The following is a 21,817-nucleotide window of genomic DNA, read 5'->3' as shown; positions in this document are numbered from 1 at the left end:
GGCGGACCACTCGGCGCCGTAGGCTTGCGGGCGTGCAGCGGTGGCGCGGCCAAGACGAGATACCCACGGACTGGGGCAGGTGTGTGCTCACCATCGGTGTGTTCGATGGCGTGCATCGCGGCCACGCCGAGTTGATCGCGCATGCGGTGAAGGCGGCGCGGGCCCGCAACGTCCCGACCGTGTTGATGACGTTCGATCCGCATCCGATGGAAGTGGTCTATCCCGGTAGTCATCCCGCGCAATTGACGACGCTGACCCGCCGCGCCGAACTGGTCGAAGAACTGGGCATCGACGTCTTCCTGGTGATGCCGTTCACGACCGATTTCATGAAGCTCACCCCGGAGCGCTATGTGCACGAGCTGCTGGTGGAGCACCTGCACGTCGTGGAGGTCGTGGTGGGGGAGAACTTCACCTTCGGCAAGAAGGCGGCCGGCAACGTCGAGACCCTGCGGCGCGCCGGTGACCGCTTCGGGTTCGCCGTCGAGTCGATGTCGCTGCTGTCCGAGCATCACAGCAACGAGACCGTGACGTTCTCGTCCACCTACATCCGGTCCTGCGTGGACGCCGGTGACATGGGGGCGGCCACCGAGGCGCTGGGTCGGCCGCACCGCGTCGAGGGTGTCGTGGTCCGCGGCTATGGACGCGGCGTCGAGCTGGGTTACCCGACGGCCAACGTGGCGCCGCCGATGTATTCGGCCATCCCGGCCGACGGCGTGTACGCCGCGTGGTTCACCGTGCTCGGCCACGGCCCGGCCACCGGCACCGTCGTCCCCGGTGAGCGCTACCAGGCGGCGGTGTCCGTCGGCACCAACCCGACCTTCTCCGGGCGCACCCGCACGGTCGAGGCGTTCGTCCTGGATACCGCCGCCGATCTCTATGGCCAGCATGTAGCCCTGGATTTCGTCGCCCGCATCCGTGGTCAGCACAAGTTCGACTCCGTCAAGGAACTCGTGGCCGCGATGGGCAACGACACCGAACGGGCCCGCATCACCCTCTCAGCCCAGGACTGATTCGCAGGAGTCCCCAGGAGGCGTCAGGCGGCGACCAGGTCGTCGATCTGGTTGATGGCCGAGGAGGCGCCCTCGACGACGCCCATGTCCAGCACCTGCTGGAGCGCCTCGGCGGAGGAGTAGGTGCTCACGTAGGTCGCGCGAGTGCCGCCGTTGTGCTCGGCGAATGCGTACACATTCCTCGAGACCGGGAGGTCGGGGTTCGGGTTGAAGTCCAGGTCGGCGAAGCCGTCCAGGAAGGAGAAGCTCGTCGGCTCGTCCACGGCCGTGATCTCCCAGTACCCGGCGTACTTCTCGCCGTCCGGTCCGGTCATGAAATACGTCGTGCGACTGCCGGGTGTGAGGCTGTGGTCGACGACGGTCGCCGGGTGGGACGGCGGCCCCCACACCTTCTCCAACTGACGAGGGTCGGCGTACACCTGCCAGATTCGGGCCACCGGCGCGGCGAAGTCCGCCGTGATGGTCAGCGTCAGGTTGTCCGGGTCGTGCTGGACGTCGGTCACGGGCATGGTTCAGTCCTCCTGATTTGAGTCGGATGCGATGAGTTCGTCGACGCGGGCGATGCGCTCGCGCCAGAGGGATTCGAGTTCGGTGAGCATCGCGGCCACCGACCGCACGGCCGCCACCTCACCGCTGGCCAGCTGCTCGCGACCGCTTCGTCGTTTGGTGAGAAGGCCGGCCTTTTCCAGCACGACGACGTGCTTCTGCACCGCCGCGAAGCTCATGTCGTACTTGAGTGCCAACGCGGAAACCGAGTGTTCCCCGGCCAGTGTCCGGCGCATGATGTCGCGCCGGGTTCGGTCGGCGAGCGCGTGGAACAGGGCGTCCACCCGGTCTTCCTGGTCTACAGTCACCCGATCAACATACAACCAAATGGTTGTATGTTGTCAAGGGCCCGGCGCTGGCCTGCGATTTCGGTAGACGTCGGCGCCGCTGATAGACTCGCCAGCCGATACGGCGTGTGCTGCAGTCCGCGGCGGCCGCGCATGAGATTTTTCGCGGCACCGATTGATGGAGATAGTTTCGTGGCGCTGACTGCCGAGCAGAAAAAAGAAATCCTGGGCAACTACGGCCTGCATGGCACCGACACCGGTTCGCCCGAGGCGCAGGTCGCGCTGTTGACCAAGCGGATCGCCGACCTGACCGAGCACCTGAAGGTGCACAAGCACGACCACCACTCGCGGCGCGGACTGCTGCTGCTGGTCGGACGCCGGCGTCGGTTGCTGAAGTACGTCGCACAAATCGACGTCGCGCGGTACCGCTCGCTGGTCGAGCGGCTGGGCCTGCGTCGCTGACGCAAGCCGGTGCAGCGCACCGCAAATTCCGAGCGATATCGCGGGCAGAGGTCGCCCGTGTAGAGTGAGGACGTTCTGGGCCGGTTCGGCCCGAGCAAACGGTGCGGTCACGCAGATCCGCGTGTGCCGTTCCAGCGTGTCACTACGCACCCCCGAGGGAGCAGCCCAGTCTGCATCGGGCGGTCTTCGGTAGTGGCTGCCGGGCTCTCCGGATCTGGGGCAGGTCGGCCGCTTCGATCGATGGCCGTAGCCGTATTCAGACTCAGCGCCTCCCGCGGGTGACCCGTGGCCGTCCGGCCTGCGGTTCGCGCGTGGCCACGCGAAAAAGCTGAATAACAAGAGAGGCCGTACGGACGTCCATGTCTGTCGCTGAAATTGAAGAGGGCGTGTTCGAGGCGACCGCCACCATCGACAACGGGAGCTTCGGCACCCGCACTATCCGTTTCGAGGCCGGCCGGTTGGCCCAGCAGGCAGCTGGCGCCGTGGTCGCGTATCTCGACGAGGAGAACATGCTGTTGTCGGCGACCACCGCCAGCAAGAGCCCCAAGGAGCACTTCGACTTCTTCCCGCTGACCGTCGATGTCGAGGAGCGGATGTATGCCGCCGGTCGCATCCCCGGTTCCTTCTTCCGTCGCGAGGGCCGTCCCTCCACCGACGCGATCCTGACCTGCCGGCTCATCGACCGGCCGCTGCGCCCGTCGTTCGTCGCCGGGCTGCGCAACGAAATTCAGGTCGTGGTGACGGTCATGAGCCTGGACCCCAATGACCTGTACGACGTGCTGGCGATCAACGCCGCGTCGGCCTCCACCCAGCTCAGCGGCCTGCCGTTCTCGGGTCCGATCGGGGGCGTGCGGGTCGCGCTCATCGACGGCACCTGGGTGGCGTTCCCGACTGTCGAGCAGCTCGAGCAGGCCGTGTTCGACATGGTGGTGGCCGGCCGCAAGGTCGACGGCTCCGATGGTCCCGACGTCGCGATCATGATGGTCGAGGCCGAGGCCACCGACAAGGTCATCGAGCTCGTCGAGGGCGGCGCCCAGGCGCCGACGGAAAGCGTTGTGGCCGAGGGACTCGAGGCCGCCAAGCCGTTCATCGCGGTGTTGTGCACCGCGCAGGAGGAGCTGGCCGGGGCAGCCGCCAAGCCCGTGGGTGAGTACCCGACGTTCCCGGACTACCAGGAAGACGTCTACTACTCGGTGGCCTCGGTGGCCACCGACGAGCTGGCCAAGGCGCTGACCATCGGCGGCAAGGCCGAGCGCGACGCCCGCACCGACGAGCTCAAGGCCGAGGTGCTGGAGCGGCTCGCCGACACCTACGAGGGTCGCGAGAAGGAGGTCAGCGCCGCTTACCGGTCACTGACCAAGAAGCTGGTGCGCCAGCGCATCCTGACCGACCATTTCCGCATCGACGGCCGCGGCATCACCGACATCCGCGCGTTGTCGGCCGAGGTCGCCGTTGTGCCGCGGGCGCACGGCAGCGCCCTGTTCCAGCGCGGGGAGACCCAGATCCTGGGTGTGACCACGCTCGACATGGTCAAGATGGCTCAGCAGATCGACTCGCTGGGACCGGAAACCGCGAAGCGCTACATGCATCACTACAACTTCCCGCCGTATTCCACCGGCGAGACCGGCCGCGTGGGCTCGCCCAAGCGACGCGAGATCGGGCACGGCGCGCTGGCCGAGCGTGCCCTGATCCCGGTGCTGCCCGGCGTCGAGGAGTTCCCGTACGCCATCCGCCAGGTGTCGGAGGCGTTGGGCTCCAACGGCTCGACGTCGATGGGGTCGGTCTGTGCGTCCACCCTGTCGTTGCTGAATGCCGGTGTGCCACTGAAGGCTCCGGTGGCCGGCATCGCGATGGGTCTGGTCTCCGATGATGTCGAGGTCGACGGCAAGACCGAGCGTCGCTTCGTCACCTTGACCGACATCCTGGGCGCCGAGGACGCGTTCGGCGACATGGACTTCAAGTGCGCCGGCACCAAGGACTTCGTCACCGCGCTGCAGCTGGACACCAAGCTCGACGGCATTCCGTCGCAGGTCTTGGCGGGCGCGCTGGGGCAGGCCAAGGATGCGCGGCTGACGATCCTGGAGGTCATGGCCGAGGCGATCGACCAGCCCGACGAGATGAGCCCATACGCACCGCGGGTCACCACCATCAAGGTTCCGGTGGACAAGATCGGCGAGGTCATCGGGCCCAAGGGCAAGGTCATCAACGGCATTACCGAGGAGACCGGCGCGCAGATCTCCATCGAGGACGACGGCACCGTGTTCGTCGGCGCCACCGACGGACCCTCGGCGCAGGCAGCGATCGACCGGATCAATGCCATCGCGAACCCGCAGCTACCGACGGTCGGCGAACGGTTCCTCGGAACCGTGGTCAAGACAACGGATTTCGGTGCGTTCGTGTCGCTGCTGCCCGGGCGTGACGGCCTGGTGCACATCTCCAAGCTCGGTAAAGGCAAGCGGATCGCCAAGGTCGAGGACGTGGTGAACGTCGGCGACAAGCTGCGCGTCGAAATCGCCGACATCGACAAGCGCGGCAAGATCTCGCTGGTCCTGGTGGAGGAAGACAACGCGGCTCCCGCCGACGCTCCGGCGGCCGCCCCTGCCGATGCCGCAACGGCGAGCAGCTGACGCGCCGACCGGGGCTCGTCCCGGTCGGGCCGGCGCCCTGCGCCGGGGCAAGGCCGCTGAGGCGGAATCGGCACCCCAGGCCGCGCTGCGGCGCACCACGCTGCCGGGCGGCTTGCGGGTGGTCACCGAGTACCTGCCCTCGGTGCGTTCCGCATCGGTCGGGGTCTGGGTCGGTGTCGGCTCGCGCGACGAGGGTGCCACCGTGGCCGGGGCCGCGCACTTCCTCGAGCATCTGCTGTTCAAGTCGACGCCCAGCCGCACCGCGGTGGACATCGCGCAGGCGATGGACGCCGTCGGGGGAGAGCTGAATGCGTTCACGGCCAAGGAACACACCTGCTACTACGCGCACGTGCTCGACAGCGATTTGGCGCTGGCCGTCGACCTGGTCGCCGACGTGGTGCTCAACGGGTGCTGTGCTGCCGGCGATGTCGAGCTGGAACGCGACGTGGTCCTCGAAGAGATCGCGATGCGCGACGACGACCCCGAGGACGCGCTCGGCGACATGTTCCTGAGCGCGCTCTTCGGTGACCATCCGGTGGGCCGCCCCGTCATCGGCACCGCGCGGTCGGTGGCGTCGATGACGCGAAACCAGCTGCACTCGTTCCATGTCCGGCGCTACACGCCCGAGCGGATGGTCGTGGCGGTGGCCGGCAACGTCGACCACGACGAGGTGGTCGCGTTGGTGCGCAGGCACTTCGGGCCGCATCTGGTTCGCGGCCGCGAACCCATCGCGCCGCGCAAGGGTGCCGGACGGGTCACCGGCCACCCCGCTCTGCTGCTGGGCAACCGGGACGCCGAGCAGGCGCACGTGTCGTTGGGTGTCCGCACCCCCGGGCGTGGCTGGGAGCATCGCTGGGCGCTGTCGGTGCTCAACACCGCGCTCGGCGGCGGCTTGAGCTCGCGGTTGTTCCAGCAGGTTCGAGAGCTGCGCGGGCTGGCCTACTCGGTGTACTCGACGGTGGACATCTTCGCCGACAGCGGTGCGCTGTCCGTCTACGCCGCCTGCCAGCCCGAGCGCTTCGCCGAGGTGATGACGGTGACCCGCGGCGTGCTCGAATCGGTGGCGCGCGACGGCATCACCGAATCGGAATGCCGCATCGCCAAGGGATCGTTGCGCGGCAGCCTGGTGCTCGGCCTCGAAGATTCCAGTTCGCGGATGAGCCGGCTGGGCCGCAGCGAACTCAACTACGGCAAACACCGCAGCATCGAGCACACCCTGCGCCAGATCGACCAGGTGACCGTCGACGAGGTCAACGCGGTGGCGCACAAGCTGCTCGGGCAGCGCTACGGCGCCGCGGTTCTGGGCCCTTACGCCGCCAAACGGTCACTGCCCCAACAACTTCGGGCGATGGTAGGGTAGCTCAATGTCCGCCTCCACACTCGCGCCGTGCCGCCGCTCGCCGTCAGCGGATTAGCCGAATGGTACTGGGCTTTTGGGACATCGTGGTGCCCATCGTGGGCGCCCCCATGGCCGGCGGGCCCGGGACCCCCGCGTTGGCGGCGGCGGTGTCCAACGCCGGTGGGCTCGGATTCGTCCCCGGCGGGCATCGCAGCGCCGAGCAGCTCGCCGACGACATCGGCGCCGCGCGGGAGGCCACCACCGGTCCGCTCGGGGTGAACCTGTTTGTGCCCCAACCCAGCGTCGCCGACTGGGTGGCCCTGCACTACTACGCGGCCGAACTCGAAGAAATCGCCGAGCACTACCAGGTGGAGGTCGGTCACCCGCAGCACGGCGACAACGACGAGTGGGAGCAGAAGCTCGAGGTGGTCGCCGACCTTCGGCCCGAGCTGGTGTCCTTCACCTTCGGCGTGCCGCCGCCCGACGTGATCCGGCGCCTGGGCGCGCTGGGCCTGCTCGTGATGGTCACTGTGACGTCGGCTTATGAGGCGGGAGTCGCCGTGGCGGCCGGCGCGGACAGCCTCGTGGTTCAGGGCCCCGCCGCCGGCGGGCACCGCGGCACTTTCGCGCCGGACATGGAACCCGCCAACGAATCGCTGCATCAGCTCATCGACCGTATCCGCAACGCGCACGACGTGCCGATCATCGCGGGGGGCGGACTGGGCACCGCCGACGAAGTGGGGGCCGCGCTGCGCAGGGGAGCGGTGGCGGCCCAGGTGGGCACCGCGCTACTGCTCGCCGACGAGGCCGGCACCAACTCCGCACACCGCGTCGCGCTGAAGAACCCGCTGTTCGCCACAACCGTTGTCACACGGGCGTTTTCGGGCCGTTACGCGCGCGGTCTGGAAAACGACTTCACCCGCATGCTCGATCACGTCGCGCCGCTGGGCTACCCCGAGGTCAACCAGATGACCTCACCGATCCGGGAAGCGGCCGCCGCCATCGAGGACCCCAACGGGATGCCGCTGTGGGCCGGGACGTCGTTCAAGAACGCGTGCGCGGGCCCCGCGGCCGACATCATCGCCAGTCTCGCGGCCACCAGTTAGCGCGGCTCAGCCCAGAACGGCCGCCGGGTCGGTAAACGGCAGGGCGAGATCGATGGCCACCTGCTCGGACAGCAGCGCGCCGTCGTGCGTCGAAAGGCCTTTGGCCAGAGCATGATCCGAGCGGCACCCCGCCCGCCAGCCTCGATCGGCGATCGCGAGCACGTACGGCATGGTCGCGTTGGTCAGCGCCACCGTCGACGTCTTGGGCACCGCGCTGGGCATGTTCGCCACGCAGTAGAACACGGTGTCGTGCACCGCGAAGGTCGGGTCGTCATGCGTGGTGGGCCGCGAGTCCTCGAAGCAACCGCCCTGATCGATCGAGATGTCGACCAGCACGGCACCCGGTTTCATCTGCGAGACAAGGGAATTCGGGATCAAATTGGGAGCCTTCGCGCCGGGCAGCAGCACGGCGCCGATGACCAGGTCGGCGCGCTTGACGGTGCCCTCGAGGTCGTAGGCCGACGAGTAGCGGGTGCGGACCTGGCCGCCGAACTCCGCGTCGAGCTGCCGGAGCTTGTTGATGTTGACGTCGAGCACCGTGACCGACGCCCCCATGCCGCCCGCGACCCGGGCCGCGTTGTATCCGGCCGTCCCCGCACCCACCACCACGACGTCGGCGGGCTTGACGCCCGGCACACCACCCATCAGCACGCCGCGCCCGCCGTGGGTGCGCATCAGGTGATAGGCGCCAACCTGTGCGGACAGCCGGCCGGCCACCTCGCTCATCGGGGCCAGCAGCGGCAAGGTGCCGTCGGCGGTCTGGACGGTCTCGTAGGCGATCGACGTCGTTCCGGACGCCAACAGCGCCTCGGTGCACGCCCGCGACGCCGCAAGGTGCAGAAAGGTGAACAGAATCTGGTTGCGCCGCAACAGAACATACTCGGTCGGTACCGGTTCTTTGACCTTGAGCAGCAGCTCCGCGTCGGCCCAGACCTGCTCGGCTGTCTCGGTCAGCTGGGCGCCCGCCGCCTTGAACTCCGAATCGCTGATCGCCGATCCTTCTCCGGCGCCGGCCTGGACAAACACGTCATGGCCGCGGCGTGTCAGCTCGGCGACGCCGGCGGGGGTGATGGCGACCCGAAACTCATTGGTCTTGGTCTCGGTCGGTACGCCGACTCGCATGATCGCCCCTTGGTTGCCGGTACACGTTCAAGTGTGAAGAAACTTCGCGGGAGCCGCAAAGGCTGGCTGTTTGCTGGCTATGATCGGCGAATGACCGACCCGTGCGTGCAGGCCACCGTGCAGATCGACGCCCGCCCAGAGGTGGTGTATCGGCTCATCACCGACCTGCCCACGTTGGCCGAGCTGGCCGAGGAGGCGGTCGCGATGGAATGGCGCAAAGGCGACGCGGTGAGCCCCGGCGCGGTGTTCACCGGCCACAACAAGAGCGGCAGCCGCAGCTGGAGCACCAAGTGCACGGTCACCGACGCGGAACCGGGCCGCCGCTTCGCGTTCGACGTGAGCCACACCGTGTTTCCGGTCGCCCGCTGGCAATACGACATCGTCGCGGCCGACGGCGGGTGTGAGGTGACCGAAAGCACCTGGGACCGCAGGCCCGGGTGGTTTCGTAAGGTCGCCGGCAGGGCCACCGGCGTGAAAGATCGCGCGGCCGCCAACACCGAGCACATCCGGCTCACGTTGCAGCGCCTCAAGCAGCGCGCCGAGACCGAGTAGCCGAAGACAACTCCGGGAGTACCGATGACGCGACGCGATCCCGCCGTAGCCGTCGTCGGAGCCGGTATGTCGGGGTTGTGCGTCGCAATTGCCTTGCTGCGCAGCGGTATCGATGTAACGGTCTACGAGAAGGCCGACGAGGTCGGCGGCACTTGGCGGGACAACACCTACCCCGGCCTGGTCTGCGACATCCCGTCGCGCATCTATCAGTACAGCTTCGCCAAAAATCCCGATTGGTCGCATCTTTTCTCGCCCGGCGGCGAAATCCAGGCCTATTTCCGCGACGTCGCCGACCGCTACGGGCTGCGGGAACGCATCCGGTTCGGCACCGAGATCGTCCACGCGCGTTTCGACGACGGCCGCTGGGTGCTGCGCACCGACGGCGGCGAGGAAGCCGGCCAGGAATTCAAGGCCGACTTCTTGATCTCGGCCACCGGCGTGCTGCATCACCCGCGACTGCCGTCGATCCCGGGCCTGGATGACTTCGGCGGCAACGTGTTTCACTCCGCGCGCTGGGATCACGGCGTGGACGTGCGGGGCCGGCGCGTCGCGATCGTCGGCAACGGGTCGACGGGCGTGCAGTTGGTGTGCGGTCTGGCCGGGGTGGCCGGCCACGTCGCGCTGTTCCAGCGCACCGCGCAATGGGTGCTGCGGCTGGCGAATCCGCGCTACAGCGGCTTCACCGGGATCACGCGGCGCAAGCTGCCGTGGCTGGATATGTTGGCGTACCGCATCTACAGCCTCGGGTTCGACTTCTTCGCGGTGGGGCTGACCAAGCCGGGCCTGCGCCGAAAGATCATGGCGGCGTTGTGCCGCGCCAGCCTTTGGGAAATTCGCGATCCCGAGTTGCGGCGATCGCTGACGCCCGACTACACGCCGGCCTGCAAGCGCCTGGTGATGTCGAACGGTTTCTACCGGGCCATGCAGCGCGACGATGTCGAACTGGTGACGGCGAGCATCGACCACGTGGAACCCCGCGGCATCGTCACCGGCGACGGCGTCCTGCACGACGTGGACATCATCGTGCTCGCCACCGGATTCGACACCCACGCCTTCTTCCGGCCGATGGAGCTGATCGGCCGCGACGGCATCCGCGCCAACGACGTCTGGCGCGACGGGCCTCGGGCCTACCAAACCGTGGCGCTGTCCGGCTTTCCCAACTTCTTCATGATGCTGGGACCGCACAGCCCGGTGGGAAATCTCGCGCTGACGACCGTGGCCGAATCGCAGGCCGACCACATCCTGGGCTGGATCGAGCGCTGGCGCCGCCGCGAATTCGACACGATCGAGCCGACGGCCGCCGCGACCGAGCGTTTCAACGCGAAGCTGCGCGCCGCGATGCCGGACACCGTATGGACCACCGGCTGTAACAGCTGGTACCTCAACAAGGACGGAGTGCCCGAGGTGTGGCCCCTCACGCCGGCCGAACATCGCCGGATGCTGGCCAACCCCGACCCCGGCCAGTACGAGCTGCGTGGGCACGTCGCTGCGGGCTGAGGACCATCACAAAGAACCCAGTACCGACGGTTTCGCATATTTGCGCCGCGTATTTATACTTGGGACGCGCGACGTCCACCGCAAGACCGTGATCGAGGGCTAAACGCCGAGGTAGGGGGCACGATGCTGACCGTCGATAACCAAGCAGCGGGCCCACACGACGCCTCGCTGGACCACGAGCGACTGGTGCTCGAGGCCCGCGACGTGGACTTCGAGTGGGCGCAGCTGCCGTTCCACTACGTGCCCGGTGAGCCGTTTGCCACCCACGTCCTCAATGTGTTGCACCTGCTGCTGCCCGCCGGGGAAGAGTTCTTCGTCGAGGTGTTCAAGCAGACGCTGCCGCTGATCAAGGACGACCAGCTGCGGCTCGACGTGCAGGGCTTCATCGGCCAGGAGGCCGTGCATTCGCAGGCGCACGCCAACGTGCTCGCCCACTTCGCCGCGCGCGACATCGACCTGACCCCCTACACCGGCCAGATCAAGTGGCTGTTCGAGAGGCTGCTCGGCCCCCGGCCCAACTGGAGCCAGCGCCGCCAGCAGAGCTGGCTGCTCGAGCAGGTTTCGCTCGTCTCCGCCATCGAGCACTACACCGCCATTCTGGGCGAGTGGATCCTCGATTCGCCGGCCCACGACAATATCGGCACGGATCCGATGATGCTGGACATGCTGCGCTGGCACGGCGCCGAGGAGGTCGAGCACAAGGCGGTGGCCTTCGACACCATGAAGCATCTGCGGGCCGGCTACTGGCGGCAGGTACGGGCCCAGCTCGTCGTGACGCCCGCCATGCTGCTGTTATGGATCCGCGGTGTGCGGTTCATGTATTCGCTGGATCCCCAGCTGCCGCCGCACACCAAACCGCGCTGGCGCGACTACTTCTCCGCCGCGCGCCGCGGCCTGGTGCCCGGTCCGATGCGCTTCGTCCGGGCGGTCGGCAACTACTACCGGCCGGGCTTTCACCCCTCTCAGCTCGGTGGACTCGGGCTGGCCGTCGACTACCTGGCCGTCTCACCGGCCGCGCGCGCCTCGCACTGATGACCACCACCTCGACCATCACCGCCAGCGACGGCGTCACGCTGGCCGTGCACCGGTACACCGACATCGACCCGACGCGGCCAACCATCTTGGCAATTCACGGATTTCCGGATAACCACCATGTCTGGGACGGCGTAGCCCACGAACTGGCCGGCAAGCCCTACAACATGGTGGCCTACGACGTACGCGGGGCGGGTGAATCAACCCGTCCCGCACAGAGATCCGGATACGGCTTCGCGCAACTGGTCTCCGACATCGGTGCGGTGATCGACAGCCTGGGTGTAGGGCGGGTGCACCTGCTGGCCCACGACTGGGGGTCGATCCAGGCATGGGCCGCGGTCACCGACGACTCGGTGATGGGCAAAATCGCTTCCTTCACCTCGATCTCGGGCCCGCACCTGAACTATGCCGGCGCATTCCTGCGCTCGGCTCGCTCGCCGCGTGCCGCCGCCCGGGTCATCAGGCAACTGATCGCATCGGGCTATATCGGCTTCTTCTTGTGCCCGGGCGTGCCGGAACTGTCGTTTCGCTTGCGCGTCGGCGTGAAAGTCATTGCGGCACTTGAGCGCATCGGCCGGTCGAGCACGCGCAGCCAGAACCACGACACCCTGCGCTCGGTCACCGACTATGTCCACGGGCTCAACCTGTACCGGGTGAACATGCCGGCGCCGATGCTAGCGCCGGGACGCCGGCTTCCCGAGACCAAGGTCGCGGTCCAGACTTTGGTGCCGCGCCGCGACATGTTCGTCACGCCCGCGCTGCAGCGGTTCACCGGAGCAATTCCGGGCGGCGGCAGGGTGATCGAGATCGAGGGCGGGCACTGGGTGGTGACGTCGCGTCCGGACGTCATCGCCCGGTTGACCGCCGAGTGGGTCGACCGCAACGTCGGTGGCGCGCCCGCCGCCGGTGCGGCCGAGGTGCGCGGCGAGCGACGTGACGTGCGCGGCAAACTCGCACTGGTCACCGGCGCCGGCGCCGGAATCGGCCGGGCCACGGCGGTGGAGCTGGCGCGGCACGGCGCCCGAAAGATCGTCCTCGCCGATCGCGATGTGGCCGCCGCCAAGGAGACCGCCGACGCGGTGCGCGCCGCGTGCGCCGAGGCCGCGGTCTACCAGGTCGACGTCAGCGACGAGGCCGCCATGAACGAGCTTGCGGCCCAAGTGCGCGACGAACACGGCGTGGTCGACATCCTGGTGAACAACGCCGGCATCGGGATGGCGGGCCGGTTCCTGGAGACAAGCTCGGCGAACTGGGAAAGCATCATGGGCGTCAACGTCCACGGCGTCATCTCGGGCAGCAGGGCGTTCGGGGCGCAGATGGTCGAACGTGGCGAGGGCGGCACGATCATCAACGTGGCGTCGGCGGCGGCATACTTGCCGTCGAAGTCCATGGTCGCCTACAGCACGACCAAGGCGGCGGTGCTGGCGCTGAGCGAGTCGGTGCGGGCCGACTTCGCCGACGAGGGGATCAGCGTCACGGCGGTGTGCCCGGGATTCGTCAACACCAACATCGCGAAGAACACGATCTACGCGGGAATGAGCGCGGACCAGCAGGAGCGGGCGCGGGGCAAGGCCGACGCCGCCTATCGGCGCCGCAACTTCACCCCCGAGGCGACGGCCAAGGCAATCGTCAAGTCCGTCAAGACCGCTCCGGCCGTGTTGCCGATCGCCGCGGAGTCGCGGATCGGCTACGCGATGCGGCGCATTAGCCCGGGGGCGATTCGGCTGTTCGCGCGCTTGGACATCCGGCAGAAATAGGGGACGGTTTCGGTGCCGGAGAGTATTTGGTCCAGCAGACCCGCCGACCTGTACGGACGGCGCGCCCACGACCGTTTCGGGTCGTTGCTGTGGGGCGTGCGGGCAATATTCGAGGGCTTCGCCACGGTGTCACGGTGGTCGCCGTCGCGGGTGAAGCCGGTGCAGCGCAAGCTGACCGCGGTGGTGACCAAGCGCGAGGTCGTCGCGCCGGACGTCGTCGCGTTGACCCTGGCCGATCCCGACGGCGGGTTGCTTCCGTCCTGGACACCGGGTGGCCACATCGACGTCCTGTTGCCGTCGGGCCGGCGCCGGCAGTACTCGTTGTGCGGTGCGCCCGGGCGGCGCACCGACTACCGCATCGCCATTCGCCGGATCGCCGACGGCGGAGGCGGATCCATCGAGATGCATGAGACTTTCGACGTGGGCGACACGCTGGCGTTCGAAGGTCCGCGCAATGCGTTCTACCTCGGCACCGCCGAGCAAGAGGTGTTGTTCGTCATCGGCGGCATCGGGGTGACACCCATCCTGCCGATGCTTCGCGTGGCCGCGCAGCGCGGGATCGATTGGCGCGCAATCTATGCCGGCCGCAGCCGCGAGTACATGCCGCTGCTCGACGAGGTCGTGTCGCTGGGGCCCGACCGGGTGACAGTGTGGGCCGACGACGAGCGCGGCCGTTTCGCCACCGTGGCGGAGCTGCTGGACGGGGCGGGACCGGCGACCGCCGTTTACGTCTGCGGGCCCAGCGCCATGCTGGAGGCCGTGCGCATCGCCCGCAACGAGCATGCCGGTGCGCCACTGCATTACGAGCGGTTCAGCCCCGCGCCCGTCGTCGATGGGGTGCCGTTCGAATTGGAGCTCGCGCGATCACGCCAGGTGCTCGCGGTACCGGCGAATCGGACCGCGCTCGAGGTCATGCTCGACAAGAACCCAACCACCCCGTACTCGTGCCGGCAAGGATTCTGCGGCACGTGCCGGGTCAAAGTGCTTGCCGGACAAGTGGATCACCGTGGCCGCACCGACCCCGGCGACGATGGCATGCTGGTGTGCGTCTCGCGGGCCGACGGCGAACGCGTCGTCATCGACGCCTGAGGCGAAATCGATTGGCGTGGCTTCGCGGATCGTGTGTCCGCCCTTATGGCCGGGATTGCTCGAGGTAGGCGGTCAGAGCGTTGGTCAGACCCCGGCGCGCCATGTCGAGGTCGGCATAGGAACCCAGCTGACGCTCGGAGACCAGGCCGCGCATCGCGCCGGGAATCAGGGCGGCGACCTCGCGGACCCGATCCGGGTCGACAGCCAGGCCGGCGAAGGCGTCCTGGCAGGTCTCCAGCCAGCTTTTGCCCCAGGAAAACAGCTCGGCTGCGGTGCGCGGGTAGAGCCGCTCGAGTTCGTCGGGATCACGCGGCAGCGCGGCCCGCAGGTTTTCGATCGCGCGTGAATCCGCGGACGCCAGGCCGCCGTAGAGGGTATCGATGATGGCCCCGACACGCTCGCGCAGCGGGGCGTCCGGCGAGATGGGCGCCGACAGCGTGGAGAACGTCGCCGCGCGACGTTCGGCGGTGCGGTGCAGCACGGCGGCCCAGAACCCGTCGGTGTCGCCGAATTGGTACTGCACCGCACCCCAGGTGGCGCCGATGTCCTTGGCGATGCGGTTGGCCGAGACCGAACCCGGCTCGCCGGAGGCCAGCGAGCGCAACGCCGCCTCGAGCATGCTTTCGCGGGTCGCATGGCCCCGCCGATTCGGGCGCCGGCCCGCGACGCCGGCCGCGCTGCTCTGACGGGTCATTCGCCGATCCTATCTAGTCGGAGCGGGCCGGATCCTTGAGTTTCATAGAGGGTACTTTGATTTTGTGGCGACGCGGCCTATTATGCGTACGCGAGGGAGGGCAGCTCACATGGCAGGGCTCGATGGCTAAGCCACCGTTGTCGATGACACCGACCGGCTGGTTCCAGGTCGCCTGGTCCGACGAGATCGGCGTCGGCGACGTGCACAAGATGAAGTACTTCGGCCAGGAGATGGTCGCCTGGCGCGCCGAATCCGGCGAGCTCACGGTGATGAACGCCTACTGCGAGCACCTGGGCGCGCATCTGGGCTACGGCGGCAAGGTCGTCGGCGAGGTGCTGCAGTGCCCATTCCACGGGTGGCAGTGGAACGCCGAGGGCCGCAACGTCTGCATCCCCTACCAGGATCGGCCCAACCGCGGCCGGCGCATCCGCACCTATCCGGTGGCCGAGCGCAACGCGTCGGTGTATATCTGGCACGACCTGGACCGCCGTGAGCCCTACTTCGACGCGCCGGACGTTTTCGCCGCGTTCGAGGACGGCAGCAGCGCGGACGACTATTACCCGCAACAGCGCCTGTACCGCGAGGGCCTGGAGATGCACCCCCAATACGTGCTGGAGAACGGGGTGGACTTCGCGCACTTCAAGTACGTGCACAACACCCCGATCGTGCCGGTGTTCACCCGCCACGACTTCGACGAGCCGGTGTCCTACGTCGACTTCACCATCACCTTCGAGGGCGACGACGGTCAGAAGATCGAGGACGTCAACAGCGGCGTGCAGGCCATCAACGGCGGACTGGGCATCGCGGTGACCAAGAGCTGGGGCATGATCGACAACCGCACCATCTCGGCGATCACGCCGATCGATGAGTTCACCTCCGATGTTCGCTTCATGGTCTACATCGGGCGGACGCCGCACAAAGAAACCGTGGCGGGACTGGAAAAAGCTCGAGCCAAGGCGGACGAATTCGGGCGTGAGGTCATCCGCCAGTTCGAGCAGGACATCGAGATCTGGCAGCACCAGCGCTATTCGGATCCGCCGGCTTTGGCCACCGACGAGTATGAAGGTTTCACCGCAATCCGCAAGTGGGCCAAGCAGTTCTATCCCGAGGCGCACGTAGCGCAGGAAGGCTCAAGGCAATGAGTACAGCACCGGTTCGCGTCTTTCAGGTCGGGAGCGGCAACGTCGGATCGGAGATGATCAAGCGGATCGCCAGCCGAACCGACATCGAACTCATTGGCGTGCACTGCTATTCGCCGGAGAAGGTCGGTAAGGACACCGGAGAGTTCGCCGGGCTGGCGCCCAACGGGGTGGCGTTCACCGGGACGATCGAGGAGATCATCGCCGCCAGGCCGGACGTGCTGACGTTTCACGGTGTGTTTCCCGACGAGGACCTCTACGTCAAAGTGCTTGAGGCGGGCATCAATATCGTCACCACCGCCGACTGGATCACCGGCTGGCACCGCGACAAGAACCACCCGCACCCGTCGGGCAAGCCTGTCAGCCAACTGTTGGCCGAAGCCGCCGACAAGGGCGGCGCCACGTTCTACGGCACCGGGATGAACCCGGGCTTGAACCAGATCCTGGGCGTGGTGTGCTCGGCGGACGTCGCCGACATCGAAAACGTCACCACCATCGAATCGGTCGACGTGTCGTGCCATCACTCCAAGGACACCTGGATCGAGGTGGGTTACGGCCAGCCGGTCGACGACCCCGAAATCCCGTCGAAGCTGGAGAAGTACACCCGAGTGTTCGCCGACAGCGTGTACATGATGGCCGACTGCTTCGACCTGCGGCTCGACGAGGTCAAGTTCAGCTACGAGCTGGGCGCGTGCACCAAGGACGTCGACCTGGGCTGGTACACCTTGCCCAAGGGCTCGCTGGGCGGTAACTACATCAAGTACCAGGGCATGGTCGAAGGCGTGCCGCGGGTCGAAACGCACCTGGAATGGCAGATGACTCAGCACACCGACCCCAGCTGGAACATCAAGGGCTGCTACATCACTCAGATTCAAGGCGACCCCTGCATCTACAACAAGCACATGATCTTCCCCAAGCCCGGCGTCGACCTGTCCAACCCGGACAACTTCGCCTCGATCGGCATGACCGTCACCGGCATGCCCGCACTGGCCTCCATCAAGTCGGTGGTCGCGGCGCCACCGGGGCTGATCACCAGCTCCGACCTGCCGCTGCGCGGGTTCGCCGGGCGATTCAAGAAGTAGACAGGTCACTTCGGCTCATCCCCGTCCAAGAGGCGTTCGGGATGGTGAAAGTCGTTGGTGCGCACCCCGCGGTCTAGCCCAGGCGGCGGTATCCACTCGGTGTCGCCCTGCCGTGTTTTCCCTGTCCGCCAGCCCTTTTCGGCCAGCTTATGGTGCGGAACGCAGGCAAACGTGAGATTGTCCACGTCGGTCAGGCCGCCGGCCGCCCACTCGTCGAGATGGTGGACCTCGCACCAGTAGCCGGGTGCGTCGCAGCCGGGGTGGGTGCAGCCGCGGTCGTGCGCGTATAACACGATGCGCTGATCCGGCGTCGCAATGCGCCGAGACCGGCCGAGATACAGTGGGCGGCTTGAGTGCTCGTCGAACACGGCCAGATAGTGGTAGGCGTGGCGGGCCATCCGGATCACATCGCGCATCGGTAGCAGCGTCCCGCCACCGGTCACGGCTCGCCCGGTTCCCGATGTCAGCTCCTGCAGTGTGGTCGACACGATTACCGTGACCGGCAGTCCGTTGTGCCGGCCGAGTTTCGGGTCGCCCAGCTGGTCGCGCACCAGGGCGTTGAGCGCGTCATGCTGGCGCTGCGCGGGGCTACGCATATCGGCGCGCACCAGCTCGTCGCCGGGTTCGCCTGCGATGCAAGGTGTTTGGTCGTCCGGATTGCACATGCCGGGGGCCGCAAACCGTGATAGCCAGGCGTCGAGGTTGGCGCGCAACTCTGCAGAGGCGATCAGCTTTCCGATACTCATCCCGTCGGCCCGCTGGGCGCACCAGGTGAACCCACGCTGGCGCGCGCGGTCGGCGTCGGAAAACTTGCCGTCAGGGTTGATCCGCAGCGCGCATTGGTGTGCGAGCCTCTGCAACTGATCAGGACGCAACATCCGCGCCTGCCCGGCCAGGAATCGCTCGGCGTCGTCCACCGTGGCCGCGGGTATGGACTCCGGGAGATCCCGGACAAACGTTTGAATGACACGTAGGTGGTGACCGTCGAGAGCGCCTGCACGCCACGCCACGGCCGTGGCCGGCAACTGCGGGGGCAGCTCCTGGCCGGTGAGGGTCAAGCGCGGCGACAACTCGGCGGCGTCGCGAAGCCGGCGGCACGCCTCCGCATAGCTGATCCGCAGCCAGTCGGCGACTACTTTGTGCACCGGGCCGCCTATGTCGGCGGGGTCCTCCGCCGCCAAGCCGGCAATGACGTCATGGCTCACCGCGACCTGGCGCCGACGCGAGGCCTCCATCCGTTCGAGGACGCGCAGCCGGACGGCGGGGCTCAGTGCATCGAAGTTCAGGCCGCGGATCGCCGCGTCGGCGGCATCCTGCGCGGCCAGGGCCGCGGACACCTCGGCCGGGACTTCAATCGAATGCATGTTCGAATCTTATGCCCGGCCGCACCACGCGGTGAGACGGACCGAGCGGCAGCTGTGGATAAACCGCGAACTGTGGACAACGCCACCCGGTCTAGCTGAAAACGCCGGCGGCACCGTTGGGAACGCGCGGGCCGAATCGTTCAGCCGCAACGGGATTCGCAGTTCGACGTCCAACCCGGCACCACGGGCGGCGCCAGGCCGCCTCGCAGAACGCGCACCTGCCACTCAACGGTCCACGCTCGCGGACACCAGAGACATCCGCGTTTTTCGTGGCAGCGCTGCGGGTAACCTCCCGGGGTGCGCGCGGGATTTGTACCAGCGGCAGCCGCGGTCGCCGTGGCTATTGCCGCATGCCCGTGTCCCTCCGCTGCGGCCGACCCCACGCCCGAAGGTGCACCATTTCCCATTGGTCAGATGGGCGTGCCCGTGCATGCGCGGGCGGCCGGGGGCGCGACCGCCGACATCACTGTCAACAGTGCCACGTGGTTCCCGCCGGGGTGCGCTTCTCACTTTGCGGCTCCGACGGACGGCTCCGCGTGCAACGTGGTGGAAATGACCATCACCGCGACTTCCCACCAGTTCTTCCAGTTCGACCACCGTTACATATTCGCCGGATACGGCGGCGGCACTCAGCCATGGACCCATCCCGACGATGCGCCGCAGCCGTCATCGTTAGCGGTCGACCACCAGAGGCTCGACAAGATGCCGCCGCTAATAACGGGCGGCCTTCACGACGGGCAGACCGCGCATGGGTTCGTCGGCTTCGTTATGCCGAGGGCAGGCGACCTGTACATTACGATCAACGATCCCGCGCAACGCGCTCCGTACACCGAAGCGGGCTTACTCGTCCACACCTGATCGGCGCGAGAAGTCCACGTCCGAGTCGTGGTGAAAAGACACACGCCACGGGGCAGAACCGACCCGGTCTAGGGTGAAGGCCATGCGGGTAGGAGTGCTGGGAGCCAAGGGCAAGGTCGGATCGGCGATGGTCAAGGGCGTGCAGGCCGCCGAAGATCTGACCCTCTCGGCCGAAGTGGACGCCGGCGATCCCATGAGCCTGCTGACCGAGGGCGACACCGAGGTCGCCATCGACTTCACTCATCCCGACGTGGTGATGGACAATCTGAAGTTCGTCATAGACAACGGAATTCACGCTGTCGTGGGAACCACAGGTTTCACCGCCGAGCGGCTGCAGCAGGTGCAGGATTGGCTCGCGGGTGGCCCCGGCACATCGGTGTTGATCGCGCCGAACTTCGCGATCGGGGCGGTGCTGTCGATGCACTTCGCCAGGCAGGCCGCGCCCTTCTTCGACTCGGCCGAGGTGATCGAGCTGCACCATCCGCACAAGGCCGACGCCCCGTCGGGAACCGCGACCCGCACCGCGAAGTTGATCGGCGAATCGCGAAAGGGCTTGCCGCCCAACCCCGATGCCACCAGTACCGGCCTGGCGGGCGCGCGCGGCGCCGACGTCGACGGTATCCCGGTGCACTCGGTGCGGCTGGCCGGGCTGGTCGCCCATCAGGAGATCCTGTTCGGCACCGAGGGCGAGACGCTGACCATCCGCCACGACAGCATCGACCGGACCTCGTTCGTCCCGGGGGTGCTGCTGGCCGTGCGGCGGATCAAAGAACACCCCGGCCTCACGGTGGGTCTCGAGGCCCTGCTCGATCTGCAATGACCAAAGCGCTACGCACCCAATTGCTCGTCGCCTTCATGTGCGTCGCGCTGCTGGTGTACTTCGTGCTGCTAGGGCGCGTGGCCGTCGCGATGATCGGCTCTGGCCGCGCGGCCGCCGTGGGCCTCGGGCTGGCGGTGCTGATCCTGCCCGTGATCGGGCTGTGGGCGATGATCGCCACCCTGCGCGCCGGGTTCGCCCACCAGAAACTGGCCCGGCTGATCGCGGCCGACGGAATGGAACTGGACACCAGCGCGCTGCCGCGCCGCCAGTCGGGCCGCATCCGGCGCGATGCGGCCGACGAACTGTTCGTCACGGTCCGCGCCGAGGTGGAGGACCACCCGGACGATTGGCGGCGGTGGTACCGGCTCGCCCGCGCCTATGACTCTGCCGGCGACCGCCGCCGCGCCCGCGAGGCTATGAGGACGGCCGTCAACCTGCAGGGCAGCCCGTGAGCAAGACGCTACTGATCGTGCACCACACCCCGTCGCCGCACACCCACGAGATGTTCGAGGCCGTGATCGCCGGCGCCACGGACCCCGACATCGAAGGCGTCGAGGTGCTGCGGCGCCCGGCGCTGACGGTCTCGCCGGCCGAGATGCTGGAGGCCGACGGCTACCTGCTGGGCACCCCGGCCAACCTCGGCTACATCTCGGGTGCCCTCAAGCACGCGTTCGACTGCGCCTACTACCAACTGCTCGACTCGACTCGCGGGCGACCGTTCGGGCTGTACCTACACGGCAACGAGGGCACCGAAGGCGCCGAGCGTGCCGTGGACACCATCACAACGGGCCTGGGATGGTCCAAAGCCGCAGCGACGGTGGTGGTTTCGGGAAAACCCGGCAAGGACGAGCTGCAAGCGTGCTGGGAGCTCGGGGCGACGGTCGCTGCCCAGCTGATGGTCTAGCCGGCGACCGGACGGCCTGATGCCGTAACGGCGTATCCCAATGCCCCCACGAGGACGGCGAACTTGATCAGCGCCGCGACCTGTGCGCGCCGCGCATGCACGCCGATACGTGTGCCGCGCAGCACCCGCAGCAGTGAAACTCCCTCCGCCGCATCCCCGGCGACGGCGACGAGCACTGCGGCGGGCAGTCCGGCCGGGTGGCCGCGGCGCCGGCGCGCGCGGTCGACGAGTAGCGCCGTCAACATGCCGTAGGTTGCCATGTAACCGAAATCCAGCCACAGCGATAGGCGCGCGGCCCGCTGACCGTCGCCGCCCCACCGGGCCATGATGTCTTCGGCCCGAGATGCACTGCCGGCCAACTCGAATGCGACGATCCCCGGACCGCCGCTGCGGCGCATGCGACGTTCCAGCACGAGCATCACCGCCGTATAGCCGAGGAAGGAGACGGCGGCCGCCGCGAGGCGATTGACTCCTTGGCGCTGGCTCACCACTCAAGGCTCCCGTGAAACGGCTCGTGAGTCCAGAGTCTT

The 21,817-nt window shown here is 67.6% G+C and carries 22 protein-coding genes; 16 read left to right on the top strand and 6 right to left on the bottom strand.

Going from position 1 to position 21,817, the window contains the following annotated elements; translation table 11 throughout:
- The first annotated feature begins 32 nt into the window (after nt 1-32).
- Complete coding sequence (locus A5753_RS11330; RefSeq protein ID WP_067127207.1) at nt 33-1,010, top strand: bifunctional riboflavin kinase/FAD synthetase; 978 nt, start codon at nt 33-35, stop codon at nt 1,008-1,010.
- Between the two features lie 23 nt (nt 1,011-1,033).
- On the opposite strand, the gene A5753_RS11325 is transcribed toward A5753_RS11330, so the two are convergent.
- Both A5753_RS11325 and A5753_RS11320 read right to left on the bottom strand, forming a co-directional pair.
- Nucleotides 1,034-1,519 carry an SRPBCC domain-containing protein gene (locus A5753_RS11325; protein WP_067127204.1) on the bottom strand — a complete coding sequence of 162 codons (486 nt, stop codon included), beginning with the start codon at nt 1,517-1,519 and terminating at the stop codon, nt 1,034-1,036.
- Between the two features lie 3 nt (nt 1,520-1,522).
- Complete coding sequence (locus A5753_RS11320; protein ID WP_067127202.1) at nt 1,523-1,864, bottom strand: helix-turn-helix transcriptional regulator; 342 nt, start codon at nt 1,862-1,864, stop codon at nt 1,523-1,525.
- A gap of 171 nt (nt 1,865-2,035) precedes the next feature.
- Here A5753_RS11320 and rpsO point away from each other — a divergent pair, with 171 nt between their 5' ends.
- The 4 genes from rpsO to A5753_RS11300 all read left to right on the top strand — a co-directional run bounded on the left by rpsO (nt 2,036) and on the right by A5753_RS11300 (nt 7,377).
- Nucleotides 2,036-2,305: a 30S ribosomal protein S15 gene (gene rpsO, locus A5753_RS11315; protein ID WP_064879510.1), complete on the top strand. Its 270-nt coding sequence runs from the start codon at nt 2,036-2,038 to the stop codon at nt 2,303-2,305.
- Nucleotides 2,306-2,664: 359 nt separating this feature from the next.
- Nucleotides 2,665-4,932 (top strand): polyribonucleotide nucleotidyltransferase, encoded by a 2,268-nt coding sequence (locus A5753_RS11310; protein WP_197694659.1) that lies wholly within the window; start codon nt 2,665-2,667, stop codon nt 4,930-4,932.
- Complete coding sequence (locus A5753_RS11305; protein WP_067127196.1) at nt 4,910-6,292, top strand: pitrilysin family protein; 1,383 nt, start codon at nt 4,910-4,912, stop codon at nt 6,290-6,292. Before A5753_RS11310 ends, A5753_RS11305 begins: the two co-directional genes overlap by 23 nt.
- A 59-nt stretch (nt 6,293-6,351) precedes the next feature.
- Nucleotides 6,352-7,377, top strand: a complete 1,026-nt coding sequence (locus A5753_RS11300) for a nitronate monooxygenase (protein ID WP_067127193.1) — start codon at nt 6,352-6,354, stop codon at nt 7,375-7,377.
- 6 nt (nt 7,378-7,383) lie between these two features.
- On the opposite strand, the gene ald is transcribed toward A5753_RS11300, so the two are convergent.
- Complete coding sequence (ald, locus tag A5753_RS11295; RefSeq protein WP_067127190.1) at nt 7,384-8,499, bottom strand: alanine dehydrogenase; 1,116 nt, start codon at nt 8,497-8,499, stop codon at nt 7,384-7,386.
- 90 nt (nt 8,500-8,589) lie between these two features.
- Between ald and A5753_RS11290 the strand changes: the two genes are divergently transcribed.
- The 5 genes from A5753_RS11290 (at nt 8,590) to A5753_RS11270 (ending at nt 14,426) form a co-directional block, all read left to right on the top strand.
- Nucleotides 8,590-9,051 carry an SRPBCC family protein gene (locus A5753_RS11290; protein ID WP_067127187.1) on the top strand — a complete coding sequence of 154 codons (462 nt, stop codon included), beginning with the start codon at nt 8,590-8,592 and terminating at the stop codon, nt 9,049-9,051.
- Nucleotides 9,052-9,075: 24 nt separating this feature from the next.
- On the top strand, nt 9,076-10,548 hold the full coding sequence (locus A5753_RS11285) for an NAD(P)/FAD-dependent oxidoreductase (RefSeq protein WP_067127183.1): 1,473 nt from the start codon (nt 9,076-9,078) through the stop codon (nt 10,546-10,548).
- Nucleotides 10,549-10,671: 123 nt separating this feature from the next.
- Nucleotides 10,672-11,580, top strand: a complete 909-nt coding sequence (locus A5753_RS11280) for a metal-dependent hydrolase (RefSeq protein ID WP_067127180.1) — start codon at nt 10,672-10,674, stop codon at nt 11,578-11,580.
- Nucleotides 11,580-13,337: an SDR family oxidoreductase gene (locus A5753_RS11275; RefSeq protein WP_067127177.1), complete on the top strand. Its 1,758-nt coding sequence runs from the start codon at nt 11,580-11,582 to the stop codon at nt 13,335-13,337. Before A5753_RS11280 ends, A5753_RS11275 begins: the two co-directional genes overlap by 1 nt.
- A 12-nt stretch (nt 13,338-13,349) precedes the next feature.
- Nucleotides 13,350-14,426 (top strand): PDR/VanB family oxidoreductase, encoded by a 1,077-nt coding sequence (locus A5753_RS11270; RefSeq protein ID WP_082971274.1) that lies wholly within the window; start codon nt 13,350-13,352, stop codon nt 14,424-14,426.
- Between the two features lie 43 nt (nt 14,427-14,469).
- Here A5753_RS11270 and A5753_RS11265 read toward each other — a convergent pair whose 3' ends face one another.
- Entirely contained in the window at nt 14,470-15,120 is a 651-nt protein-coding gene (locus A5753_RS11265; RefSeq protein ID WP_067127173.1) for a TetR/AcrR family transcriptional regulator, read from the bottom strand.
- Nucleotides 15,121-15,242: 122 nt separating this feature from the next.
- Between A5753_RS11265 and A5753_RS11260 the strand changes: the two genes are divergently transcribed.
- Nucleotides 15,243-16,262 (top strand): Rieske 2Fe-2S domain-containing protein, encoded by a 1,020-nt coding sequence (locus A5753_RS11260; RefSeq protein ID WP_067127170.1) that lies wholly within the window; start codon nt 15,243-15,245, stop codon nt 16,260-16,262.
- Nucleotides 16,259-17,341, top strand: coding sequence for a dihydrodipicolinate reductase (locus A5753_RS11255; RefSeq protein WP_067127167.1), 1,083 nt, complete (start codon nt 16,259-16,261; stop codon nt 17,339-17,341). Before A5753_RS11260 ends, A5753_RS11255 begins: the two co-directional genes overlap by 4 nt.
- 5 nt (nt 17,342-17,346) lie before the next feature.
- Here the strand turns inward: A5753_RS11255 and A5753_RS11250 are convergent, their stop codons facing one another.
- Nucleotides 17,347-18,705, bottom strand: a complete 1,359-nt coding sequence (locus A5753_RS11250; protein ID WP_067127163.1) for an HNH endonuclease signature motif containing protein — start codon at nt 18,703-18,705, stop codon at nt 17,347-17,349.
- Nucleotides 18,706-19,257: 552 nt separating this feature from the next.
- Here A5753_RS11250 and A5753_RS24835 point away from each other — a divergent pair.
- From A5753_RS24835 to A5753_RS11230, 4 genes are all read left to right on the top strand, one after another.
- Nucleotides 19,258-19,563 (top strand): hypothetical protein, encoded by a 306-nt coding sequence (locus tag A5753_RS24835; protein WP_231990059.1) that lies wholly within the window; start codon nt 19,258-19,260, stop codon nt 19,561-19,563.
- Between the two features lie 82 nt (nt 19,564-19,645).
- The gene (gene dapB / locus A5753_RS11240) at nt 19,646-20,383 is read left to right on the top strand and encodes a 4-hydroxy-tetrahydrodipicolinate reductase (RefSeq protein WP_067127327.1); all 738 of its coding nucleotides are present in this window, start codon (nt 19,646-19,648) and stop codon (nt 20,381-20,383) included.
- Nucleotides 20,380-20,835 (top strand): hypothetical protein, encoded by a 456-nt coding sequence (locus A5753_RS11235; RefSeq protein ID WP_067127157.1) that lies wholly within the window; start codon nt 20,380-20,382, stop codon nt 20,833-20,835. Before dapB ends, A5753_RS11235 begins: the two co-directional genes overlap by 4 nt.
- A 50-nt stretch (nt 20,836-20,885) precedes the next feature.
- Nucleotides 20,886-21,287 carry a flavodoxin family protein gene (locus A5753_RS11230; RefSeq protein ID WP_197694664.1) on the top strand — a complete coding sequence of 134 codons (402 nt, stop codon included), beginning with the start codon at nt 20,886-20,888 and terminating at the stop codon, nt 21,285-21,287.
- Here the strand turns inward: A5753_RS11230 and A5753_RS11225 are convergent.
- Complete coding sequence (locus A5753_RS11225; RefSeq protein ID WP_067127150.1) at nt 21,284-21,775, bottom strand: hypothetical protein; 492 nt, start codon at nt 21,773-21,775, stop codon at nt 21,284-21,286. The genes A5753_RS11230 and A5753_RS11225 overlap by 4 nt on opposite strands.
- Between the last annotated feature and the right edge of the window lie 42 nt (nt 21,776-21,817).

This window comes from Mycobacterium sp. 852002-51971_SCH5477799-a, assembly GCF_001667145.1.
Lineage (GTDB): Bacteria > Actinomycetota > Actinomycetes > Mycobacteriales > Mycobacteriaceae > Mycobacterium.
Note: the sequence above shows the minus strand (reverse complement) of the source record. Positions and strands in the feature narration are given on the sequence as shown.

What these genes read in the sequence shown, in the direction of transcription:
- A5753_RS11325 (WP_067127204.1), bottom strand. Translation starts at nt 1,519, where the DNA reads ATGCCCGTGACCGACGTCCAGCACGACCCGGACAACCTGACGCTGACC.
- A5753_RS11310 (WP_197694659.1), top strand. Translation starts at nt 2,665, where the DNA reads ATGTCTGTCGCTGAAATTGAAGAGGGCGTGTTCGAGGCGACCGCCACC.
- A5753_RS11305 (WP_067127196.1), top strand. Translation starts at nt 4,910, where the DNA reads ATGCCGCAACGGCGAGCAGCTGACGCGCCGACCGGGGCTCGTCCCGGT.
- A5753_RS11300 (WP_067127193.1), top strand. Translation starts at nt 6,352, where the DNA reads ATGGTACTGGGCTTTTGGGACATCGTGGTGCCCATCGTGGGCGCCCCC.
- ald (WP_067127190.1), bottom strand. Translation starts at nt 8,499, where the DNA reads ATGCGAGTCGGCGTACCGACCGAGACCAAGACCAATGAGTTTCGGGTC.
- A5753_RS11290 (WP_067127187.1), top strand. Translation starts at nt 8,590, where the DNA reads ATGACCGACCCGTGCGTGCAGGCCACCGTGCAGATCGACGCCCGCCCA.
- A5753_RS11285 (WP_067127183.1), top strand. Translation starts at nt 9,076, where the DNA reads ATGACGCGACGCGATCCCGCCGTAGCCGTCGTCGGAGCCGGTATGTCG.
- A5753_RS11280 (WP_067127180.1), top strand. Translation starts at nt 10,672, where the DNA reads ATGCTGACCGTCGATAACCAAGCAGCGGGCCCACACGACGCCTCGCTG.
- A5753_RS11275 (WP_067127177.1), top strand. Translation starts at nt 11,580, where the DNA reads ATGACCACCACCTCGACCATCACCGCCAGCGACGGCGTCACGCTGGCC.
- A5753_RS11265 (WP_067127173.1), bottom strand. Translation starts at nt 15,120, where the DNA reads ATGACCCGTCAGAGCAGCGCGGCCGGCGTCGCGGGCCGGCGCCCGAAT.
- A5753_RS11260 (WP_067127170.1), top strand. Translation starts at nt 15,243, where the DNA reads ATGGCTAAGCCACCGTTGTCGATGACACCGACCGGCTGGTTCCAGGTC.
- A5753_RS11255 (WP_067127167.1), top strand. Translation starts at nt 16,259, where the DNA reads ATGAGTACAGCACCGGTTCGCGTCTTTCAGGTCGGGAGCGGCAACGTC.
- A5753_RS11250 (WP_067127163.1), bottom strand. Translation starts at nt 18,705, where the DNA reads ATGCATTCGATTGAAGTCCCGGCCGAGGTGTCCGCGGCCCTGGCCGCG.
- A5753_RS24835 (WP_231990059.1), top strand. Translation starts at nt 19,258, where the DNA reads ATGACCATCACCGCGACTTCCCACCAGTTCTTCCAGTTCGACCACCGT.
- dapB (WP_067127327.1), top strand. Translation starts at nt 19,646, where the DNA reads ATGCGGGTAGGAGTGCTGGGAGCCAAGGGCAAGGTCGGATCGGCGATG.
- A5753_RS11235 (WP_067127157.1), top strand. Translation starts at nt 20,380, where the DNA reads ATGACCAAAGCGCTACGCACCCAATTGCTCGTCGCCTTCATGTGCGTC.
- A5753_RS11230 (WP_197694664.1), top strand. Translation starts at nt 20,886, where the DNA reads ATGTTCGAGGCCGTGATCGCCGGCGCCACGGACCCCGACATCGAAGGC.